The organism is Actinomadura sp. DC4, from assembly GCF_030406325.1.
Taxonomy (GTDB): Bacteria; Actinomycetota; Actinomycetes; order Streptosporangiales; family Streptosporangiaceae; genus Actinoallomurus.
Map to the genome: position 1 here is coordinate 136,276 of NZ_JAUEQY010000004.1, position 18,783 is coordinate 155,058.

Annotated in this window: 15 protein-coding genes; 14 read left to right on the forward strand and 1 reads right to left on the reverse strand. The window is 70.5% G+C overall.

Annotated features, from left to right (window positions below):
* Positions 1-19: 19 nt before the first annotated feature.
* Positions 20-724 carry a class I SAM-dependent methyltransferase gene (locus QWU11_RS07955; protein WP_290104396.1) on the reverse strand — a complete coding sequence of 235 codons (705 nt, stop codon included), beginning with the start codon at positions 722-724 and terminating at the stop codon, positions 20-22.
* Positions 725-921: 197 nt separating this feature from the next.
* On the opposite strand from QWU11_RS07955, the gene mfd reads away from it, so the two are divergent.
* From mfd to QWU11_RS08025, 14 genes are all read left to right on the forward strand, one after another.
* Positions 922-4,527 (forward strand): transcription-repair coupling factor, encoded by a 3,606-nt coding sequence (mfd, locus tag QWU11_RS07960; RefSeq protein ID WP_290104398.1) that lies wholly within the window; start codon positions 922-924, stop codon positions 4,525-4,527.
* A gap of 36 nt (positions 4,528-4,563) precedes the next feature.
* Complete coding sequence (locus tag QWU11_RS07965; RefSeq protein WP_290104399.1) at positions 4,564-5,259, forward strand: hypothetical protein; 696 nt, start codon at positions 4,564-4,566, stop codon at positions 5,257-5,259.
* Complete coding sequence (locus QWU11_RS07970) at positions 5,247-6,185, forward strand: MazG family protein (RefSeq protein WP_290104400.1); 939 nt, start codon at positions 5,247-5,249, stop codon at positions 6,183-6,185. The genes QWU11_RS07965 and QWU11_RS07970 overlap by 13 nt, the downstream gene beginning before the upstream one ends.
* A gap of 94 nt (positions 6,186-6,279) precedes the next feature.
* Positions 6,280-8,457 carry a transglycosylase domain-containing protein gene (locus QWU11_RS07975; RefSeq protein ID WP_290104401.1) on the forward strand — a complete coding sequence of 726 codons (2,178 nt, stop codon included), beginning with the start codon at positions 6,280-6,282 and terminating at the stop codon, positions 8,455-8,457.
* 286 nt (positions 8,458-8,743) lie between these two features.
* Positions 8,744-11,023 carry a penicillin-binding protein gene (locus QWU11_RS07980; protein WP_290104402.1) on the forward strand — a complete coding sequence of 760 codons (2,280 nt, stop codon included), beginning with the start codon at positions 8,744-8,746 and terminating at the stop codon, positions 11,021-11,023.
* Positions 11,024-11,155: 132 nt separating this feature from the next.
* Positions 11,156-12,178, forward strand: coding sequence for a sulfate ABC transporter substrate-binding protein (locus QWU11_RS07985; RefSeq protein WP_290104403.1), 1,023 nt, complete (start codon positions 11,156-11,158; stop codon positions 12,176-12,178).
* A 4-nt stretch (positions 12,179-12,182) separates the two neighbouring features.
* Positions 12,183-13,046 (forward strand): sulfate ABC transporter permease subunit CysT, encoded by an 864-nt coding sequence (gene cysT / locus QWU11_RS07990; protein ID WP_290104404.1) that lies wholly within the window; start codon positions 12,183-12,185, stop codon positions 13,044-13,046.
* Positions 13,039-13,863 (forward strand): sulfate ABC transporter permease subunit, encoded by an 825-nt coding sequence (locus tag QWU11_RS07995; protein ID WP_290104405.1) that lies wholly within the window; start codon positions 13,039-13,041, stop codon positions 13,861-13,863. Before cysT ends, QWU11_RS07995 begins: the two co-directional genes overlap by 8 nt.
* On the forward strand, positions 13,863-14,822 hold the full coding sequence (locus QWU11_RS08000; protein ID WP_290104406.1) for a TOBE-like domain-containing protein: 960 nt from the start codon (positions 13,863-13,865) through the stop codon (positions 14,820-14,822). Before QWU11_RS07995 ends, QWU11_RS08000 begins: the two co-directional genes overlap by 1 nt.
* 3 nt (positions 14,823-14,825) lie before the next feature.
* The gene (locus QWU11_RS08005; protein WP_290104407.1) at positions 14,826-15,257 is read left to right on the forward strand and encodes an Rrf2 family transcriptional regulator; all 432 of its coding nucleotides are present in this window, start codon (positions 14,826-14,828) and stop codon (positions 15,255-15,257) included.
* A gap of 124 nt (positions 15,258-15,381) precedes the next feature.
* Positions 15,382-16,662 carry a phosphopyruvate hydratase gene (gene eno / locus QWU11_RS08010; protein ID WP_290104408.1) on the forward strand — a complete coding sequence of 427 codons (1,281 nt, stop codon included), beginning with the start codon at positions 15,382-15,384 and terminating at the stop codon, positions 16,660-16,662.
* A gap of 1 nt (position 16,663) precedes the next feature.
* On the forward strand, positions 16,664-17,086 hold the full coding sequence (locus QWU11_RS08015) for a septum formation initiator family protein (RefSeq protein ID WP_290104409.1): 423 nt from the start codon (positions 16,664-16,666) through the stop codon (positions 17,084-17,086).
* Positions 17,087-17,137: 51 nt separating this feature from the next.
* The gene (locus tag QWU11_RS08020; RefSeq protein WP_290104410.1) at positions 17,138-17,746 is read left to right on the forward strand and encodes a DUF501 domain-containing protein; all 609 of its coding nucleotides are present in this window, start codon (positions 17,138-17,140) and stop codon (positions 17,744-17,746) included.
* A gap of 5 nt (positions 17,747-17,751) precedes the next feature.
* Entirely contained in the window at positions 17,752-18,783 is a 1,032-nt protein-coding gene (locus QWU11_RS08025; protein ID WP_290104682.1) for a Ppx/GppA phosphatase family protein, read from the forward strand.

Genomic DNA, 18,783 nt, shown 5'->3' on the forward strand with positions numbered 1-18,783 from the left:
ACGCGTTGCACGTGACACCTCAGATAATGCGCGCGAAGCGGTTTTCCGGCTTGCGGATCACGAGCGTGACCTCGCTGTACGCCGACGTCAGCCGGTTGCGGCTGAGCAGTGAGAGCGCGCGGACCACGACGCCCATGAACCGGCCGAAGCCGGTCATCGTGTCGCGCGAGGTGTATTCCTCGGCGATGACGAGCCCGCGCATCATGCAGTACCAGCGCATTCCCTCCATCGAGACGATCCGGTCGTAGACCGCCGGGGGCGCCTGCTCGTGATGCCACAGCAGGTGGCGTGGCCAGTGGGGCAGGCTCCGGTCGAGATAGCCGAAGGCGGTTTCGCGGTCGCGGAACCGCACCACCATCAGGCCGCCGGGCTTCAGCGCGGCGACGAACCGGTCGAGCACGAGCTCGGCGTGCGGGATCCGCTCGATCAGGTGCAACGCGCGGACCACGTCGTACACCCGTGGCGGCATCGGGACGGTGCGCAGGTCGCCGAGCTGCCAGGTGTCGAGGTCGCGCCGGATCCGCGTGTGCTCGCACAGCGCCGGGAGGTCGTCGTCGACCCCGGTGATGACGCACTCGACGGAATCCAGCTCGATCTCCTCGGCCCAGCCGCAGCCGGCGTCGAGGATCGACAGCCGCTGCAGCGGCCGCTCGCGGGCGTACTCCTGGACTCGTGCTGGGAACAGGCCACCGTCGTGAATCGGCGGTGTTCGCAGGTCGGTCACAACTCCGGAGCGTAGTCGCATGGTGGTGGATCGTGTTCGCAATCAGCTTTGTCCGTGTGGTGCGTTTCGTCTTACCCCAGTGGATAGGCCTGCCCGCACTGTGGTAGCCGCTCCGGTATCCGGGGGCGCGTAGGGTGGTAACCCCCGGGGTGCCACCGCTCCCGGGCACATCGTGCTGCCATACCTTTGATGAGCTCATGACCCTTTCCGGACTGCTTGACGTAGCCGCCGCCGACCCCGCGCTGGTCCAGGCCCTCGCGGGCGGCGGTCCACGGCTCGACCTGGTCGCCCCGCCCGCGCTGCGGCCGCTCCTGGGCGCCGCCTTCGCGCGCGACCGGGGGCGGACCGTCTTGATGGTCACCGCGACCGAGCGGGAGGCCGAGGACCTCACGGCCGCCCTGACGAGCCTGCTCGACCCCGCGGGGGTCGCGGCCTTCCCGGCCTGGGAGACCCTGCCGCACGAACGGCTGTCCCCGCGCTCGGACACCGTGGGCCAGCGCCTCGCCGTGCTCCGGCGGCTCGCCCACGGCGACCCCGACGACCCGGCGGCCGGGCTGCTGCAGGTCGTCGTCGCCCCGGTCCGCGCCCTCCTGCAGCCGATCGTCTCCGGCCTCGGCGACCTGGAGCCCGTACGCCTGCGGCCCCAGGACGAGGCCGAGCTGGACGACATCGTGCGCCGCCTGGTCGAGGCCGGCTACGACCGCGTGGACCTGGTGGAGAAGCGCGGGGAGATCGCCGTACGCGGCGGCATCCTGGACGTCTTCCCCTCCACCGAGGAACACCCGCTGCGCGTGGAGTTCTGGGGCGACCAGGTCGAGGAGATCCGCTACTTCAAGGCCGCCGACCAGCGCTCTCTCGAAGTCGCCGCCGACGGCCTGTGGGCGCCGCCCTGCCGTGAGCTGCCGCTGACCGAGTCCGTCCGCGAGCGGGCCAAGGACCTCGCCGGCGAGCACCCGGCGCTCGCCGAGGTCCTCGACCAGATCGCCGACGGCGCCGCGGTGGAGGGCATGGAGGCGTTCGCGCCCGTGCTCGCCGACGACATGGAGCTGCTGCTCGACGTGCTGCCCGAGGGGGCCTCGGTGGTCATCTGCGACCCCGAGCGCATCCGTACGCGCGCCGCCGAGCTGGTCAGCACCGGCCAGGAGTTCCTGGAGGCGTCCTGGGTGAACGCCGCCGCCGGCGGCGAGGCCCCGATCGACCTCGGGGGCGCCGCCTACCGGTCCCTGGAGGAGGTCCGCGACCACGCGACCGGCCTCGGCCTCCCGTGGCGGACGATCACGCCCTTCATCAGCGGGCTGGGGGTGGGAGTCGAAGGCGGGGTCGGAGGCGGCACAGTGACGCGCACCCGCCGGGAGTACTCCGACGCGACCGGCGAGATGTCCGAGGTGACCGAGGTCCTCGACGAGCAGGACGCCGACGCGCTGCGCATCGGGGCGCGCGCGGCCGAGGCCTACCGCGGCGACACCCAGCGCGTGATGGCCGACGTCAAGGGCTGGATCCACGACGGATGGCGCGTCGTGCTGGTCACCGAGGGCCACGGCCCGGCCGAGCGGCTCGCCGAGGTCGTCCGCGAGGAGGGGCTCGGCGCGAAGGTCGCCGACCTGGACGGGCCGCCCGAACCCTCGCTCGTGCACGTCTCCTGCGGGCGCCTGGACCACGGGTTCGTCTGGGACGCGGTCAAGCTGGCGGTCCTCACCGAGACCGATCTTTCGGGGCAGAAGTCCTCGACCAAGGACATGCGGCGCATGCCCTCGCGCCGGCGCGGCGGCATCGACCCGCTGCGCCTCACCGTCGGCGACTACATCGTGCACGAGCAGCACGGCGTCGGCCGCTACGTCGAGATGGCGAGCCGTACGGTCCAGGGCGCCACGCGTGAATACCTCATCATCGAGTACGCCAAGGGCGACCGGCTGTTCGTGCCGACCGACCAGCTCGAGGAGGTCACGCGCTACGTCGGCGGCGAGGCGCCCAGCCTCCACCGGCTCGGCGGCGCCGAGTGGCAGAAGCAGAAGGGCCGCGCGCGCAAGGCCGTACGGCAGATCGCGGGCGAGCTGATCCGGCTCTACTCCGCCCGTCAGGCCTCGCCCGGCCACGCGTTCGCCGCGGACACGCCCTGGCAGCGCGAGCTGGAGGACGCCTTCCCCTACGTCGAGACGCCCGACCAGCTCGGCGCGATCGACGAGGTCAAGTCCGACATGGAAAAGCCGGTGCCGATGGACCGGCTGATCTGCGGCGACGTCGGTTACGGCAAGACCGAGATCGCCGTACGCGCGGCGTTCAAGGCGGTGCAGGACGGCCGGCAGGTGGCCGTGCTGGTGCCGACCACGCTGCTCGTTCAGCAGCACCTGTCGACGTTCGCCGAGCGGTTCGCGGCGTTCCCGGTGGTCATCAAGCCGATCAGCCGGTTCCAGACCGCGGGCGAGGTCGCCGAGACGCTGCGCGGCCTCGTCGACGGCACCGTCGACCTCGTCATCGGCACGCACCGCCTGCTGTCGCCCGAGACCCGGTTCAAGGAGCTCGGCCTGGTCATCATCGACGAGGAGCAGCGGTTCGGCGTCGAGCACAAGGAGCGCCTCAAGGAGATGCGCACCCAGGTCGACGTGCTGGCCATGTCCGCCACGCCGATCCCGCGCAGCCTGGAGATGGGACTGTCCGGCATCCGGGAGATGTCGACCATCCTCACCCCGCCCGAGGAGCGGCACCCGGTCCTGACCTTCGTCGGCCCGTACGACGACAAGCAGATCGCCGCGGCGATCCGCCGCGAGATGCTCCGCGAGGGCCAGGTCTTCTTCGTCCACAACCGCGTGCGCTCGATCGACAAGGTGGCCAAGCACCTGGCCGAGCTGGTGCCGGAGGCGAAGGTCGGCGTCGCGCACGGCCAGATGAACGAACACCAGCTCGAGAAGATCATGGTCGACTTCTGGGAGAAGGAGTACGACGTCCTGGTCGCGACGACGATCGTCGAGAGCGGGCTGGACATCCCGAACGCCAACACGCTGATCGTCGACCGGGCCGACATGTACGGCCTGTCGCAGCTGCACCAGCTGCGCGGCCGGGTCGGCCGGGGGCGCGAGCGGGCGTACTCCTATTTCCTCTATCCGCCCGAGGCGCCGCTGACCGAGACGGCGCACGAGCGGCTGGCCACGATCGCCCAGCACACCGAGATGGGCGCCGGCATGTTCGTCGCCATGAAGGACCTGGAGATCCGGGGCTCGGGCAACGTCCTGGGCGCCGAGCAGTCCGGCCACATCGCCGGGGTCGGCTTCGACCTTTATGTCCGCATGGTCGGCGAGGCCGTACGCGAGCTGCGCGAGGACGGTCCGGCCGAGACCCCCGAGGTCAAGGTCGAGCTGCCGGTCGACGCGCACATCCCGCACGAGTACGTCCCGGGGGAGCGGCTGCGGCTGGAGGCGTACCGCCGCATCGCGGGCATCCAGGACGGCAGCGAGATCGAGGCCGTCCGCGAGGAGCTCACCGACCGCTTCGGGCCCCTGCCGGTGCCGGTGCTCAACCTCCTGGAGGTGGCGCGCTTCCGCGCCCTCGCGCGTAGAGGCGGGCTGACGGACGTTACCCTGCAGGGCAACCACATCCGGTTCTCGCCCGTACGCCTTCCGGAGTCGCGCACGGTCCGGCTGCAACGGCTGTACCCCAAGAGCATCATCAAAGCCGCGACCAATACGCTGCTGGTGCCGGTGCCCAAGACGGCTCCGCTGGGCGGCCGGCCGCTGCGCGACCAGGAGCTGCTGAAATGGTCCACCGGCCTCGTCGAGGCGCTGCTGCTTCCCGAGCCGGTGGCCGGCTAGCCGGCCAAGAATGAGCCATGAACGAGAAGGACGCTCGTGTTCCGTAAGTCGCTGAAGGCCGCCGTGTCCGTACTGGCCGCCGGTACCGCCCTGGCCGCCTGCGGCCCCGCCAAGCCGGGTGCCGCCGCGGTGATCGGCAATGACCGCATCACCGTCGCCACGCTCGACTCCGCCGTCTCGCGGTGGAGCAAGGAGCTCCCGAAGTATCCGGAGGCGCAGCAGATCGTCGAGCAGGCCCAGGGCCAGCAGTCGGGCCAGCAGGTGCCCTTCGATCCGTCCTCGCCGCGCCGCAGCGCGCTCTTCCAGCTGATCGAGATCCGGGCCTGGGACCAGGTGGCCCGTGAGAAGAGCATCCCGGCCTCCCAGGGGCAGGTGGACGCCTTCATCGCCTCCCAGGGCGGGAGCAAGGATCTCGACGCGTACGTGCTGGCCGAGGGGCTGCCGACGTCTTACGCCGACGACTTCGCGCGCACCCTGCTGATCCAGCAGACGATGCTGCAGCGCTACGGCATCAACCCCAACCAGCCGGCGGACCCGTCCAAGCAGGCGCAGATCGAGCAGCTCAGGTCGGACTACACCGGCGCCCTGCGGCACCTCGACATCACCGTCAACCCGCGCCTGGGCACGTTCAGCCACAAGACGCTGAACCTCGGCCCGGTCTGCCCGCGCCTGTCCACCCCCGACTCCGGCACGCCCGACGGTGCCTCCGGCGGGGTCAAGTGCCAGGTCTGATCTTTCTCGCGACCTCGCCGCGGGTCGCGCCGGGCCAGCTCACCTGGCCCGCGTGGGAGACGCTGCGGTCGGCCGGCCGCGTGCTCGCCGGCGCCGCCGACCACCCGCAGCTGCCCTACCTCCGCGCCGCCGGCATCGAGGTCGAGGTGACCGCGCCGGACGCGGCCGCGCTGGTCCGCGCCGCGGCGGGTGGCTCTGTCGTCTGGCTGGCCGGTGCGGACGGCGACGAGGCGCTGATGCGCCAGGTCGGCAGCATCCTCGTGAACACCGCCGACCCGCCGGAGATCGAGGCGCTGCACGGGACGTACGACCTGCCGGGCGCGCGCGTCCTCGACCTGATCACGGTGACCGAGACGCTGCGCCGCGAGTGCCCGTGGGATCGCGAGCAGACCCACGAGTCGCTCGCGCCCTACCTCCTCGAAGAGGCCTACGAGGTCGTGGACACGATCGAGGGCGGTGACCTCGACGCGCTGCGCGAGGAGCTCGGCGACGTCCTGATGCAGGTGACCTTTCACGCCGAGATCGCCGAGGACTTCAGCGTGGACGACGTGGCCGAGGGCATCGTGGCCAAGCTCGTACGCCGGCATCCGCACGTGTTCGGCGAGGTCACGGTCGCCGACGCCGAGGAGGTCAACGCCAACTGGGACGCGATCAAGTCGGCCGAGCGCGGCGAGGAGGCCTCGATCTTCACCGGGGTGCCGATGGGGCAGCCGGCCCTGTCTCTCGCGGCCAAGCTGCAGAGGCGGGCCGAGAAGGCGGGCGCGCCCGAGGGGCTGTTCGCCGACGACGGCACGGGCGCGGAGCTGTTCGCTGTGGTCGCCCGGCTGCGTGAGGAGGGCCGCGACCCCGAGGCCGAACTGAGGGCCGCCGCCCGGCGTTTCCGTGATCGCGTACGCGCTTGGGAGGACTCCGGCGAAGAGGGCTGATCTGCCGGAAGGCCGTCACAGCGCCTCTAACCGACGAATCGCTGCCTAAGGTTTCCGGTTACCGCCCGTGTGGGGATGACCGCGAACTGTGGGGGTGAAAGCGGAAGATACGCTCGTCCGGATCCGCGAACTGGCGACCGTTGCCTTCATCGCGGGTGTGCTGACGGGTCTCCTCGTACTCCCGTACGCACTCATGGGCGGGCTGAGCGTCCGGGCGGCCAACCGCGGCTTCCAGTCGCTGCCCGCCGACATGGTGACGCCCACGCTGCCGCAGGGGTCGGTGATCCTGGCGGCCGACGGCTCCAAGCTCGCCACGTTCTACTACGAGAACCGCGTCGAGGTCCCCATCACCCAGGTCGCGCCGATCATGCGGCGGGCGATCGTGGCGATCGAGGACAGCCGCTTCTACGAACACGGCGCGCTCGACGTCAAGGGCACCGTCCGCGCGGTGATCGCGAACCTGCGGGCCGGCGAGGTCATCCAGGGCGGGTCGACGCTCAGCCAGCAGTACGTCAAGAACGCCCTCGCCGAGATGGCCGACACCCCCGCGGAGCGCCGCAGCGCGCTCGAACCGACCGCGGGCCGCAAGCTGCGCGAACTGCGCTACGCCGTCGGCCTGGAGAAGCGGCTCACGAAGGACCAGATCCTGGAGCGCTACCTCAACATCGCCTACTTCGGCGACGGCGCGTACGGCATCGAGGCGGCGGCCCGGCACTACTTCGGCGTCCACGCGGCGGCGCTCAGCCTCCCGCAGTCCGCGGCGCTGGCCGGGATCGTCCGCTCACCGCAGACCTACAACCCGCACCTGCATCCCAAGCGCGGGCGGCAGCGGCGTGACCTCGTGCTCAACCGGATGGCCGAGCTCAAGGTGATCACGCTCCCCGAGGCCACGACGGCGCGCACCGGGCCGATCCACCTGCACGTCACCAAAACGCCGAACGGCTGTGTGACCAGCTCGGCGCCGTTCTTCTGCGACTACGTCCAGCGTGACATCCTCGGCAACGCGGTCTTCGGCGCCACCCTGCGGCAGCGGCGCGCGCTGCTGCAGCGCGGCGGGCTGGAGATCCATACGACGCTCGAACCCAAGATGCAGAAGGCCGCCCAGCAGGCCGTCGACCGCTTCGTGCCGCCGAAGAACAGCTCGGGCAAGGCCGCCGCGGAGGTCCTGGTCCGGCCGGGCACCGGCGCGATCACCGCGATGGCGATCGACCGCAAGCTGGGCGACAGCGGCAAGCGCGGCAAGATGTGGGTGAACCTCGCCGCCGACTCCGACCACGGCTCCAGCCTCGGCATGCAGGCGGGTTCGACGTTCAAGGTGTTCACGCTGGCCGAGGCGCTGCGGCAGGAGATGCCGTTCGGGCAGAAGCTGAACGCGCCCAAGGAGTTCGTGCCCACCGGGTTCCGCGACTGCGCCGGTCACCGGGTGGGCGACACGACGGCGCTCGGCAACGCCGGCGACGGTGAGGGAGGCCGCGACTTCACCCTGGTGACGGGCACTTGGCACTCGGTGAACACCTTCTTCCTCAACCTGGAGCGCCGGGTCGGCCTCTGCGAGACGTACAAGATGGCCACGCGGCTCGGGATGCGGAAGGCGACGGGCGGCAAGCTCGAGCAGTACCCCTCCTTCACTCTCGGCTTCAACACCGTCTCGCCGGAGCGTCTCGCGGCGGCGTACGCGGCGTTCGGCGCCCGCGGCAAGTACTGCTCGCCGATCGCGATCACGAGCATCGGCTCGCCGCGCGGCCCGGTCAAGGTGCCGAGCGCCGGCTGCCATCAGGTCATCGACACCGACGTCGCCGACGCGGTCAACCACGTGCTGGGCGGCGTGCTGACCAAGGGCACGGCCAAGGGCAACGAGATCGGCCGCCCGGCGGCGGGCAAGACGGGCACCGTCGACAACTTCTCCTCGGCCTGGTTCGCGGGCTACACACCGGACATGGCGAGCGCCGTGTGGGTCGGGGACCCGCGCGGCGGCTACAAGCACCCGCTGCGCGATGTGTGCCTGGGGGAGGGCTGCTTCGCGCAGGTGTACGGCGCGGACGTCCCGGCGCCGATCTGGCGGGAGACCATGACCGAGGCGCTGCGCGGCGTGCCGGAGCACGGCTTCACCGAGCCGGGTGGCGGCTTCTTCCGTCAGGGCAGCGGTGAGGAGGAGGACGACAAGGACAAGGACAAGAAGGACAAGGACAAGGAGAAGGGCGGCGACAAGCCCGGCCACGACGACGAGGCGGCCGACGGCCCGCCCGAGACCGACTGGCTCTTCCCGCCGTAAACCCCCTCATGCGTCGGATGACCAAAACCAGGGTTAAGGGCGCTCTGTCAAGCATGCGAGTTGCGGCTGTTGAGGATGATTTCGGTCTTTTTGGCGGTACTAGTGGGGGTTTTTGTTAGACGAGCGAGATCCAAACGGGCAAAGTTCGACGTATCCTAAGCCGGTGTCGTCTGAGGAGGCCCCTCGAAGTCGTGTCCTCCGAACGGTCTGGCGCCTCGCAGGCACGGGGGTGGTCGCTGGTGTGCTGGCGGCCCTAATCGCGTTTTCCACACTCGGGATGCTGGGTGTGAGCGCCCGTAATGGCGCCAACTGGTTCCAGTCCGTGCCTGTGGACCTGAGTACGCCGCCGGTCCCGCAGCGGTCGGTCATCCTGGCCGAGGACGGATCCAAGATCGCGACGTTCTACTACGAGAACCGCGTGGACGTCCCGCTGAAGAAGGTCGCCCCGATCATGCGGAAGGCGATCCTCGCGATCGAGGACAACCGGTTCTACGAGCACGGCGGCCTGGACTTCAAGGCGACGATCCGCGCGCTGGCCAGCAACCTCGCGGCCGGCGAGGTGACGCAGGGCGGCTCGGGCATCACCCAGCAGTACGTCAAGAACCTCCTCGTCGAGACCGCCAGCAACTCCGAGGAGCGCAGCTCCGCCCTCGCCGAGACGCCGGCCCGCAAGGTGAAGGAACTGCGGCTCGCGGTGGCGATGGAGAAGAAGTACACCAAGGACGAGATCCTGGAGCGGTACCTCAACATCGCCTACTTCGGCGACGGCGCGTACGGCATCGAGGCGGCGGCCCGGCACTACTTCGGCAAGTCCGCCGCGAGCCTGACGCTGCCGCAGGCGGCGCTGCTGGCCGGGATCGTCCGCTACCCCTACGCCTACGACCCGACGGTGAGCCCGCAGCGCGCCACCGAGCGCCGCAACACCGTGCTGGCGCGCATGGCCCAGATCCACTGGGCCGACCCGGCCGAGGCGGCCGCCGCCGAGCGCACCTCGCTGGGCCTGGACGTCAAGTCGACGCCGAACGGCTGCGTGGAGAGTTCCGCGCCGTTCTTCTGCGACTACGTGCAGCGGGAGATCCTCACGAACCCGATCTTCGGGGCGACGGACAAGGCGCGGAAGGCACTCCTGCAGCGCGGCGGGCTGACCATCCGTACGACGGTCGACCCGAAGATGCAGCGCGCGGCGCAGAAGGCGGTCGACCGCTACGTGCCGCAGAAGAACTCCAGCCACAAGGCCTCCGCCGAGGTCCTCGTGCAGCCGGGCACCGGCGCGGTCCGCGCGATGGTCGTCGACCGCTCCCTCGGCCCGTCGGAGAAGATCGGCAAGACCTGGGTCAACTTCGCCGCCGACGGCGACCACGGCACCAGCCTCGGCATGCAGGCGGGTTCGACGTTCAAGGTCTTCACGCTCGCCGCCGCGCTCGACCAGGACATGGCCTTCGGTCACCGGCTGTACGCCCCGGACCACTACTCGCCGACGGGCCTGCACGACTGCGACGGCAAGTACGCGGGTTCGTCCACGTCGCTGAGCAACGCCGGCGACGGTGAGGGCGGTCGCACGTTCAGCCTGGTCACCGGCACGTGGAACTCCGTCAACACCTTCTTCCTCAACCTGGAGAAGCAGGTCGGGCTCTGTGACACGGTGAAGATGGCGGAAAAGCTCGGCATGCGCCGCGCGGACGGCAAGCCGCTGCAGCAGGTCGCGTCCTTCACCCTCGGCCCGAACACGGTCTCCCCGATCCGCCTCGCGGCGGCGTACGCGGCCTTCGCCGCCCGCGGCCGGTACTGCGACCCGGTGGTCCTCGCCAAGATCACGGACGCGACCGGCCACGAGATGAAGGTCCCGGACGCCAAGTGCCACCAGGCCGTCCGCAAGGGCGTGGCCGACGGCGTCAACCATGTTCTGCGCGGCGTGCTCACCCAGGGCACCGCCGCCGGGATGGGGATCGGGCGTCCGGCGGCAGGCAAGACGGGCACGGTCGACAATTTCACGTCGGCGTGGTTCGCCGGGTACACGCCGGATATGGCCAGCGCGGTGTGGGTCGGTGACCCGCGCGGCGGCTACGCCCATCCGATGCAGAACGTCTGCCTGGCCGGCCGCTGCTACGGCGAGGTGTTCGGCGCGGACATCCCGGCGCCGATCTGGCGGCAGACGATGCTGGGCGCGCTCAAGGGCGTACCCGCGCACGACTTCCACAGCCCGCCGGGCGAGTACTACCGCGAGGGATCCGGCGAGGACCGCGTCCAGGTGCCGAACGTGGTCGGCCTGAGTGTCTCGGCCGCCCGATCGCGGCTGGCCGCCGCGGGCTTCGACGTGAACACCGGCGGGAGCGTCGCGTCGGACACCTACCCACGGGGCACCGTGGCCCGTACGAGCCCGGGCGGCGGCTCGCGCGTCGAGCCCGGGGCGACGGTGACCATCTACGTGAGCAGGGGCCGTCCGAACCGGCCCAACCCCCCGGGCAACCCGCCCGGCGGACCGCCGACCCAGGGCCCGCCGACGTTCCCGCCCCCGACCTTCCCGCCGATCGGCGACACGACGGGCGCTCGCCCGAACAACGACTGACCTCTGCGGCGGCCCGCTTCCAGCGGCGTTACCCAATCGTGGCAGACATTCCCGATCGATTCAGTTGACTATGTCGTGGCCAGCTTGATCTACTTTTCGTACCAAATTGATCGGAAATATGGAGCAAGGACGATGGGTCACAGCACAAGAACCATCGCCGCGGTGGCGGCACTGGGCATCAGTATGTCCCTCGCGGCCTGCGGAGGCTCGTCCTCGGACGACTCCGGGAGCGGCGGCGGTAAGAAGGTGCAGTTGGCCTTGGTGGCCTACTCCACCCCTCAGGCCGCGTTCCAGGATCTCATCAAGGCGTTCCAGAAGACGCCCGCGGGCAAGAACATCACCTTCACCCAGTCCTACGGCGCCTCCGGCGACCAGAGCCGGTCGGTCGCGGCCGGGCTCAAGGCCGACGTCGTCGACTTCTCGCTGGAGCCGGACGTCACCCGGCTGGTGAAGGCCGGGCTGGTCGCCTCCGACTGGAACAGCAACCCCCAGCACGGGTTCATCACCGACTCGGTGGTCACCATCACCACCCGCAAGGGCAACCCGAAGAACCTCAAGGACTGGCCGGACCTCATCAAGCCCGGCATCCAGGTGATCACGCCCAACCCGTCCACCTCGGGCGGCGCGCGCTGGAACATCCTGGCCGGTTACGGCGCCGCGTCCGCCAAGGGCACCAACCAGCCCGCCGGAGTGGACTACATCAAGAGCCTGCTGAAGAACGTCCCGGTGCAGGACGACAGCGGCCGCAAGGCGCTGCAGACCTTCGTCGGCGGCAAGGGCGACGCGGTCATCACCTACGAGAACGAGGCGATCTTCGCGCAGCAGAAGGGCCAGCCGGTCGACTACACGGTCCCGAACTCCACGATCCTCATCGAGAACCCGATCGCGGTGACCAAGAACAGCGCCCACCCGGCCGAGGCCAAGGCGTTCGTGGACTTCCTCTACAGCCCGGCGGGCCAGGCGCTGTGGGTCAAGAACGGCTACCGGCCGACGGTCGCGGGAGTGGCGGGAGCCGACAAGTTCCCCAAGCCGGCCGGCCTGTTCACCATCAAGGACCTGGGCGGCTGGGACAAGGTCACCACGGACTTCTTCGACCCGCAGAAGGGCATCGTGACCGGTATCGAGAAGAGCCTCGGCGTCTCGACCGGGAAGTGACTTCTTGACCTCCGAGATTCTGGACACGGACTCCGCCGGGCCCGGCACCGCGCCGGGCCCGGCGCGGCCCGTCACGCGGCGCAGACGGCCCAGCGCACCGACGGCGCTGGGCCTCGGCTCGGCGATGATCTTCCTCAGCCTGATCGTGCTGATCCCGCTGGCCGCCGTCCTCTGGAAGTCCGCGGGAGAGGGGCCGGGCTTCTTCTGGAAGTCGGTCACCACCCCGGACGCCTGGGCGGCGTTGAAGCTGACCATCGTCGTCTCGGTCATCGTGGCCCTGATCAACCTGGTGATGGGCACGCTGATCGCCTGGGTGCTGGTGCGCGACTCCTTCCCCGGCAAGGCCGTGCTGGACACCCTCATCGACCTGCCGTTCGCGCTGCCGACGATCGTCGCCGGACTGGTGCTGCTGGAGCTGTACGGGTCGGACAGCCCGCTCGGCGTCAGCCTGGCGTACACGAGGGCCGGCGTCGCGGTGGCGCTGCTGTTCGTCACGCTGCCGTTCGTCGTGCGCACCGTGCAGCCGGTCCTCATGGAACTCGACCGGGACATGGAGCAGGCGGCGGCCTCGCTGGGTGCCGGCAACGGGACCATCTTCCGGCGGATCATCCTGCCCAACCTGGTGCCCGCGATGGTCTCCGGGACCGCGCTGGCCTTCACCCGGTCGATCGCCGAGTTCGGCTCCACCGTGCTGATCTCGGGCAACCTGCCGTTCAAGACGCAGGTGGCCGCGGTGCAGATCTTCGGGCAGATCGAGAACGACAACACCGCCTCGGCGGCCGCCGTGTCGACCGTCCTGCTGGCGGTCGCGTTCGTGGTGCTGGTGGCCCTGGACCTGGTGCAGAGGTGGGGGTCCCGCCGTGGCTGATCGTTCGAGCGTCCCGAAGCCGAAGAGAACGGTGAGCAGGTACGCGCTGCGGGCCGTCGCACTGGCGTACCTGCTGTTCCTGCTGGTCCTGCCGGTGGTGCTGATCGGCTGGAAGACCTTCCACCAGGGGCTCGGCCCGTTCTTCGACGCGCTCACCACCCACGAGGCACTGCACGCCTTCCAGGTGACGTTCATCGTCGCGCTGTGGGCGGTCGCGCTGAACACCGTCTTCGGGATCGGCGCCGCGATCCTGCTGGTCCGCCACCACTTCCCCGGCAAGCGGGTCCTCAACGCGGTGATCGACCTGCCGCTGGCGGTCTCCCCGGTCGTGGTCGGCCTGGCGCTGATCCTGGTGTACGGGAAGTTCTCCTCGTTCGGCGGCTGGCTGGAGGACCACGGCATTCAGATCATCTTCTCGACGCCCGGCATGGTCCTGGCCACCGTGTTCGTGTCGCTGCCGCTGGTCGTGCGCGCCGTCGTCCCGGTCCTGGAAGAGCTGGGCGACGAGCAGGAACAGGCCGCCCAGACGCTGGGGGCGGGCCGGTGGCAGACCTTCCGGCGCATCACCATCCCCGGCATCCGCTCGGCCCTGGCCTACGGCATCGTGCTCTGCCTGGCACGGGCCCTCGGAGAGTACGGCGCGGTCGCGGTCGTGTCGGGCCGCCTGGTCGGCCAGACCCAGACCCTCACGCTGTACGTCGAGGAACGCTTCGACAACTTCGAGCAGCCCGCCGCGTTCGCCGCCGCCACCGCGCTCGCGCTGATCGCCATCATCAGCCTGCTCGTCATCAAACTGCTCCAGCGAAAGGCTGACTGATGGCCATCGAGGCCCGTCACATCAACAAGGCGTTCGGCGCCACCCCGGTGCTGCAGGACGTGTCGGTGGAGGTCGCCTCCGGCTCTCTCACCGCGCTGCTCGGGCCCTCCGGCGGCGGCAAGTCGACGCTGCTGCGGGTGATCGCCGGGCTCGAGCAACCGGACTCGGGAACCGTACTGATCTCCAGCAACGACGTCACCCGGCTGGCTCCGCAGCGGCGCAACGTCGGCTTCGTGTTCCAGCACTACGCGGCGTTCAAGCACATGACCGTCTTCGACAACATCGCGTTCGGCCTGCAGATCCGCAAACGCCCCAAGGCCGAGATCCACAAGCGGGTGCACGAACTGCTGGAGCTCGTCCATCTCGACCAGTTCGCCAAGCGCTACCCGGCACAGCTGTCCGGCGGCCAGCGGCAGCGGATGGCGCTGGCCAGGGCGCTGGCGGTCGAGCCCGAGGTGCTGCTGCTGGATGAGCCCTTCGGGGCGCTGGACGCCCAGGTCCGCAAGGAGCTGCGGGCCTGGCTGCGCCGCCTGCACGACGAGGTGCACGTGACGACCGTGTTCGTCACCCACGACCAGGAGGAGGCGATCGAGGTCGCCGACACCATCGTGGTGCTGGCCGGTGGCCGGGTGGAGCAGTCCGGCAGCCCGCACGACGTGTACGACAACCCGGCCAACCAGTTCGTTATGCGCTTCCTCGGCCCGGTGACCGAGCTGGACGGCCGCCTGGTCCGCCCGCATGACATCGAGCTGACCACCGAACCCGAGCCCGGCAGCGCCGAGGCGACGGTCGAACGCGTGGTCCGGCTGGGCTTCGAGGTCCGGGTGGAGATGAGGCTCGGAGAACAGGACGCGTGGGCCCAGGTCACCAGGGGGCTGGCCGAACGGCTCCGGCTGGCGCCGGGTGAGACCGTCCATGTCCGGCCCAGCCCCGACGCTCGGACCCTGGCCGTCGCCTGAGCCGTGCACATCACCGCACGTACCGACTACGCGCTCCGGGCCGTGCTCGCCCTGGCCGCCGCCGACCCCGCCACCGTCACCGCCGGTGCGCTGGCGGCCGGGGAGGGCATGCCACTGTCCTTCCTGAAGACCATTCTGGGCGAACTGCGCGGCGCCGACCTGATCGTCACCCAGCGCGGCCCGGAGCGCGGCTACCGGCTGACCCGCCCGGCCGCCGACATCTCGGTCGGCGAGGTCATCCGGGTGGTCGACGGTTTACTGACCGACATCCGCGGCGAGCCGGCCGCCGACACCTCCTACGAAGGCACGGCGGTCCACCTGCGGCACGTCTGGCTGGCCGCCGACACCGCGGTGCAGAACATCGTCGACCAGGTGAGCCTCGCCGACGTCGTCACCGGCAACCTGCCTCCTCACGTGCGCGACCTCACCGGCTGACGGCTCAGGAGAGGTCTCTCGCCCTCCGGCGAACGGGAAACGGGGGTGGCGTTGCGTCGTGCCCATCCCCGGGGCGGCTAGGCTCGGGGGTCGAAACGTCCCGTAGTAATCACAAGGAGCTCAAGTGTCGTCGATCGACGCCGTACACGCTCGGGAGATCCTCGACTCCCGTGGTAATCCGACCGTCGAGGTCGAGGTGCTGCTCGACGACGGCAGCGAGGCACGCGCCGCGGTGCCGAGCGGCGCCTCGACCGGCCAGTTCGAGGCCGTCGAGCTGCGCGACGGAGGCGAGCGCTACAAGGGCAAGGGCGTCGAGAAGGCCGTCCTCGGCGTGCTCGACGAGATCGCGCCCGAGCTGCTCGGCTACGACGCCGACGACCAGCGCCTGGTCGACCAGGCGCTCATCGACCTGGACGGCACGCCGGACAAGTCCCGCCTCGGCGCCAACGCCATCCTCGGCGTCAGCCTCGCGGTGGCCAAGGCCGCCGCCAAGACCGCCGACCTCCCGCTGTTCCGTTACGTCGGCGGCCCCAACGCGCACATGCTGCCGGTGCCGATGATGAACATCCTCAACGGCGGCGCGCACGCCGACACCAACGTCGACGTCCAGGAGTTCATGATCGCGCCGATCGGCGCGCCGACCTTCGGCGAGGCGGTCCGCTGGGGCGCGGAGACCTACCACGCGCTCAAGGCCGTGCTGAAGGGCCGTGGCCTGGCGACCGGCCTCGGCGACGAGGGCGGCTTCGCCCCCGAGCTGCCGAGCAACCGCGACGCGCTCGACCTCATCCTCGAGGCGATCAAGAGCGCCGGCTTCCGGCCGGGCACCGACATCGGGCTCGCCCTCGACGTCGCCGCGACCGAGTTCTACAACGACGGCACCTACGCCTTCGAGGGCGGCAAGCGGTCCGCCGAGGAGATGGCCGCCTACTACGGCGAGCTGCTCGACGCGTACCCGCTCGTCTCCATCGAGGACCCGCTCTCGGAGGAGGACTGGGCCGGCTGGAAGGCGCTCACCGACGCCGTCGGCGGCCGGGTACAGGTCGTCGGTGACGACCTGTTCGTCACCAACCCCGAGCGCCTGCAGCGCGGCATCGACGAGGGCTCGGCCAACGCCCTGCTCGTCAAGGTCAACCAGATCGGCACGCTGACCGAGACCCTCGACGCGGTGTCGCTCGCCCAGACCAACGGCTTCCGCTGCATGATGAGCCACCGTTCGGGCGAGACCGAGGACACCACGATCGCCGACCTGGCCGTCGCGACCAACTGCGGCCAGATCAAGACGGGCGCCCCGGCGCGCAGCGACCGCGTGGCCAAGTACAACCAGCTGCTCCGCATCGAGGAGCTGCTCGACGACGCCGCCCGCTACGCCGGCGCGGCGGCCTTCCCCCGGTTCTCCTGGTCATAGAGTGCCGGAGGGCAAGAAGAGCCCGGACGAGGTGGACGCGCGCGAACTCCGCCGCGCCCACCTCACCGGGCGTGCCGCGATCCTCGCGGTCGTCGCCTGCGCGATCGCGCTGAGCCTGGCCTATCCCGTACGCGAGTACATCGCCCAGCGCCGCGAGATCGCCCAGCTCCGGGTCCAGCAGCGGCAGGCCCAGCAGCAGGTCGAGCAGCTCGCCGCGCAGAAGCAGCGGCTCGGCGACGAGTCCTACGTACGGCGCGAGGCCCGGCGCCGTCTGCACATGTGCGACCCGGGCGCCAAGTGCTACGTGGTGCTCGGCGGCGACGAGGGCGGCGACCCGGCCGCGGCCCGCAAGACCACCCCGCCGACGCCGCCCTGGTATGTCACCTTGTGGCGTTCGGTGGATGCGGCCGACCGGCGCCGCTGACCGCATAACCTTGCAGCTGACGCTCGGCTCGTAGGCTCGAAGGGGACACCGGTGATCGACCAACGCGACGCGGCGGCCGTCGCAGCCCAGCTCGGCCGTGAGCCGCGCGGGTTGCGGGCGGTGGCCCATCGCTGCCCCTGCGGGCTGCCCGACGTGGTGGAGACCGCGCCGCGGCTGTCCGACGGCGCTCCGTTCCCCACGCTCTTCTATCTGACCTGCCCGCGGGCGGCATCGGCCATCGGCACTCTGGAGGCGAGCGGGCTGATGCGGGAGATGACCGCCCGGCTGGAGACCGATCCGGCGCTGGCCGAGGCGTACGAGGCCGCGCACCAGGACTACCTCGACCGCCGCGACGACGCGGCGCGGGCGCAGGGCGTCGAGCCGCTGGCCGCCGGCACGCAGAGCTCCGGCGGCATGCCGCAGCGGGTCAAGTGCCTGCACGCGCTCGTCGCGCATGAGCTGGCCGTACCGGGAGCCAACCCCTTCGGCCGTGAGGCACTCGACGCACTGCCGGACTGGTGGCGCGCCGGGGAATGTGTCACGCTCGAACCGTCTCCACCCGTCGACTGTCACGTCAGTCAGGAAGCTGTCATGATCGCAGGTGCGAGCGTGGGCGAGCACGTCCGTGACGGCCGCAACAGCTGGGAGGAGAGCGAATGAGCGCAGTGACGCGCGTGGCCGCGATCGACTGCGGCACCAACTCGGTCCGCCTGCTCATCGCCGACATCTCCGGCACGGAGCTGACCGATCTCGAACGGCGGATGGAGATCGTCCGGCTCGGCCAGGGCGTGGACAAGACCGGGCGCCTCGCACCCGAGGCGCTCGAACGCACCTTCACCGCGATGCGCGGCTACGGCAAGCTCCTCGAGAGCCACGGAGTCGAGCGCGTACGCGTCGTGGCCACCAGCGCCACCCGTGACGCCGCCAACCGCGACGAGTTCGTACGCGGCGTCGTGGAGATCTTCGGGGTCGAGCCCGAGGTGATCTCCGGCGAGGAGGAGGCCCGCCTCTCCTTCACCGGGGCGACCAGGGACCTCGCGGCGCTCCGCCCGATGCGGCCCTACCTCGTCGTGGACATCGGTGGCGGGTCGACCGAGTTCGTCCTCGGCACCGGCGACGTCGAGGTCTCACGGTCGGTCGACATCGGCTGCGTACGCATGACCGAGCGCCACCTGCACTCCGACCCGCCCTCGCCCGAGCAGGTCGCGGCGGCCGTCGCCGACATCGACGCGGCCCTCGCCGCCGTACGCTCCGGAGCGGCCGAGATCGAGGTGACGCGCAACGGTGAGGCGCCCGCCCTCGTCGACGCGGACGGCGTGCCGCTCCCGCCGACCGCGCCGCCGCCTCCGGCCGCACCGCCCGTGCCGGGCGTGCCGATCGAACGCGCGCGTACGCTCGTCGGCCTGGCCGGTTCGGTCACGACCGTGGCCGGCATCGCGCTCGACCTGCCCGAATACGACTCCGAGCGCATCCACCTGTCGCGGCTCAAGGCCCGCCAGGTGCACGACGTCACGCGCATGCTGCTGCATTCCACCCGCGACGAGCGCGCCAAGCTCGGCGTCATGCACCCGGGCCGCGTCGACGTCATCGGCGCGGGCGCGCTGATCCTCGACCGCATCATGCGGGAGTACGGCTTCGCCGACCTCGTCGTCAGCGAGCACGACATCCTCGACGGCATCGCGTGGTCGCTGGCCTGA

Bases quoted from the DNA above. Each gene is read 5' to 3' on its own strand.
- mfd (WP_290104398.1), top strand. From the start codon at position 922: ATGACCCTTTCCGGACTGCTTGACGTAGCCGCCGCCGACCCCGCGCTG.
- QWU11_RS07985 (WP_290104403.1), top strand. From the start codon at position 11,156: ATGGGTCACAGCACAAGAACCATCGCCGCGGTGGCGGCACTGGGCATC.
- QWU11_RS08000 (WP_290104406.1), top strand. From the start codon at position 13,863: ATGGCCATCGAGGCCCGTCACATCAACAAGGCGTTCGGCGCCACCCCG.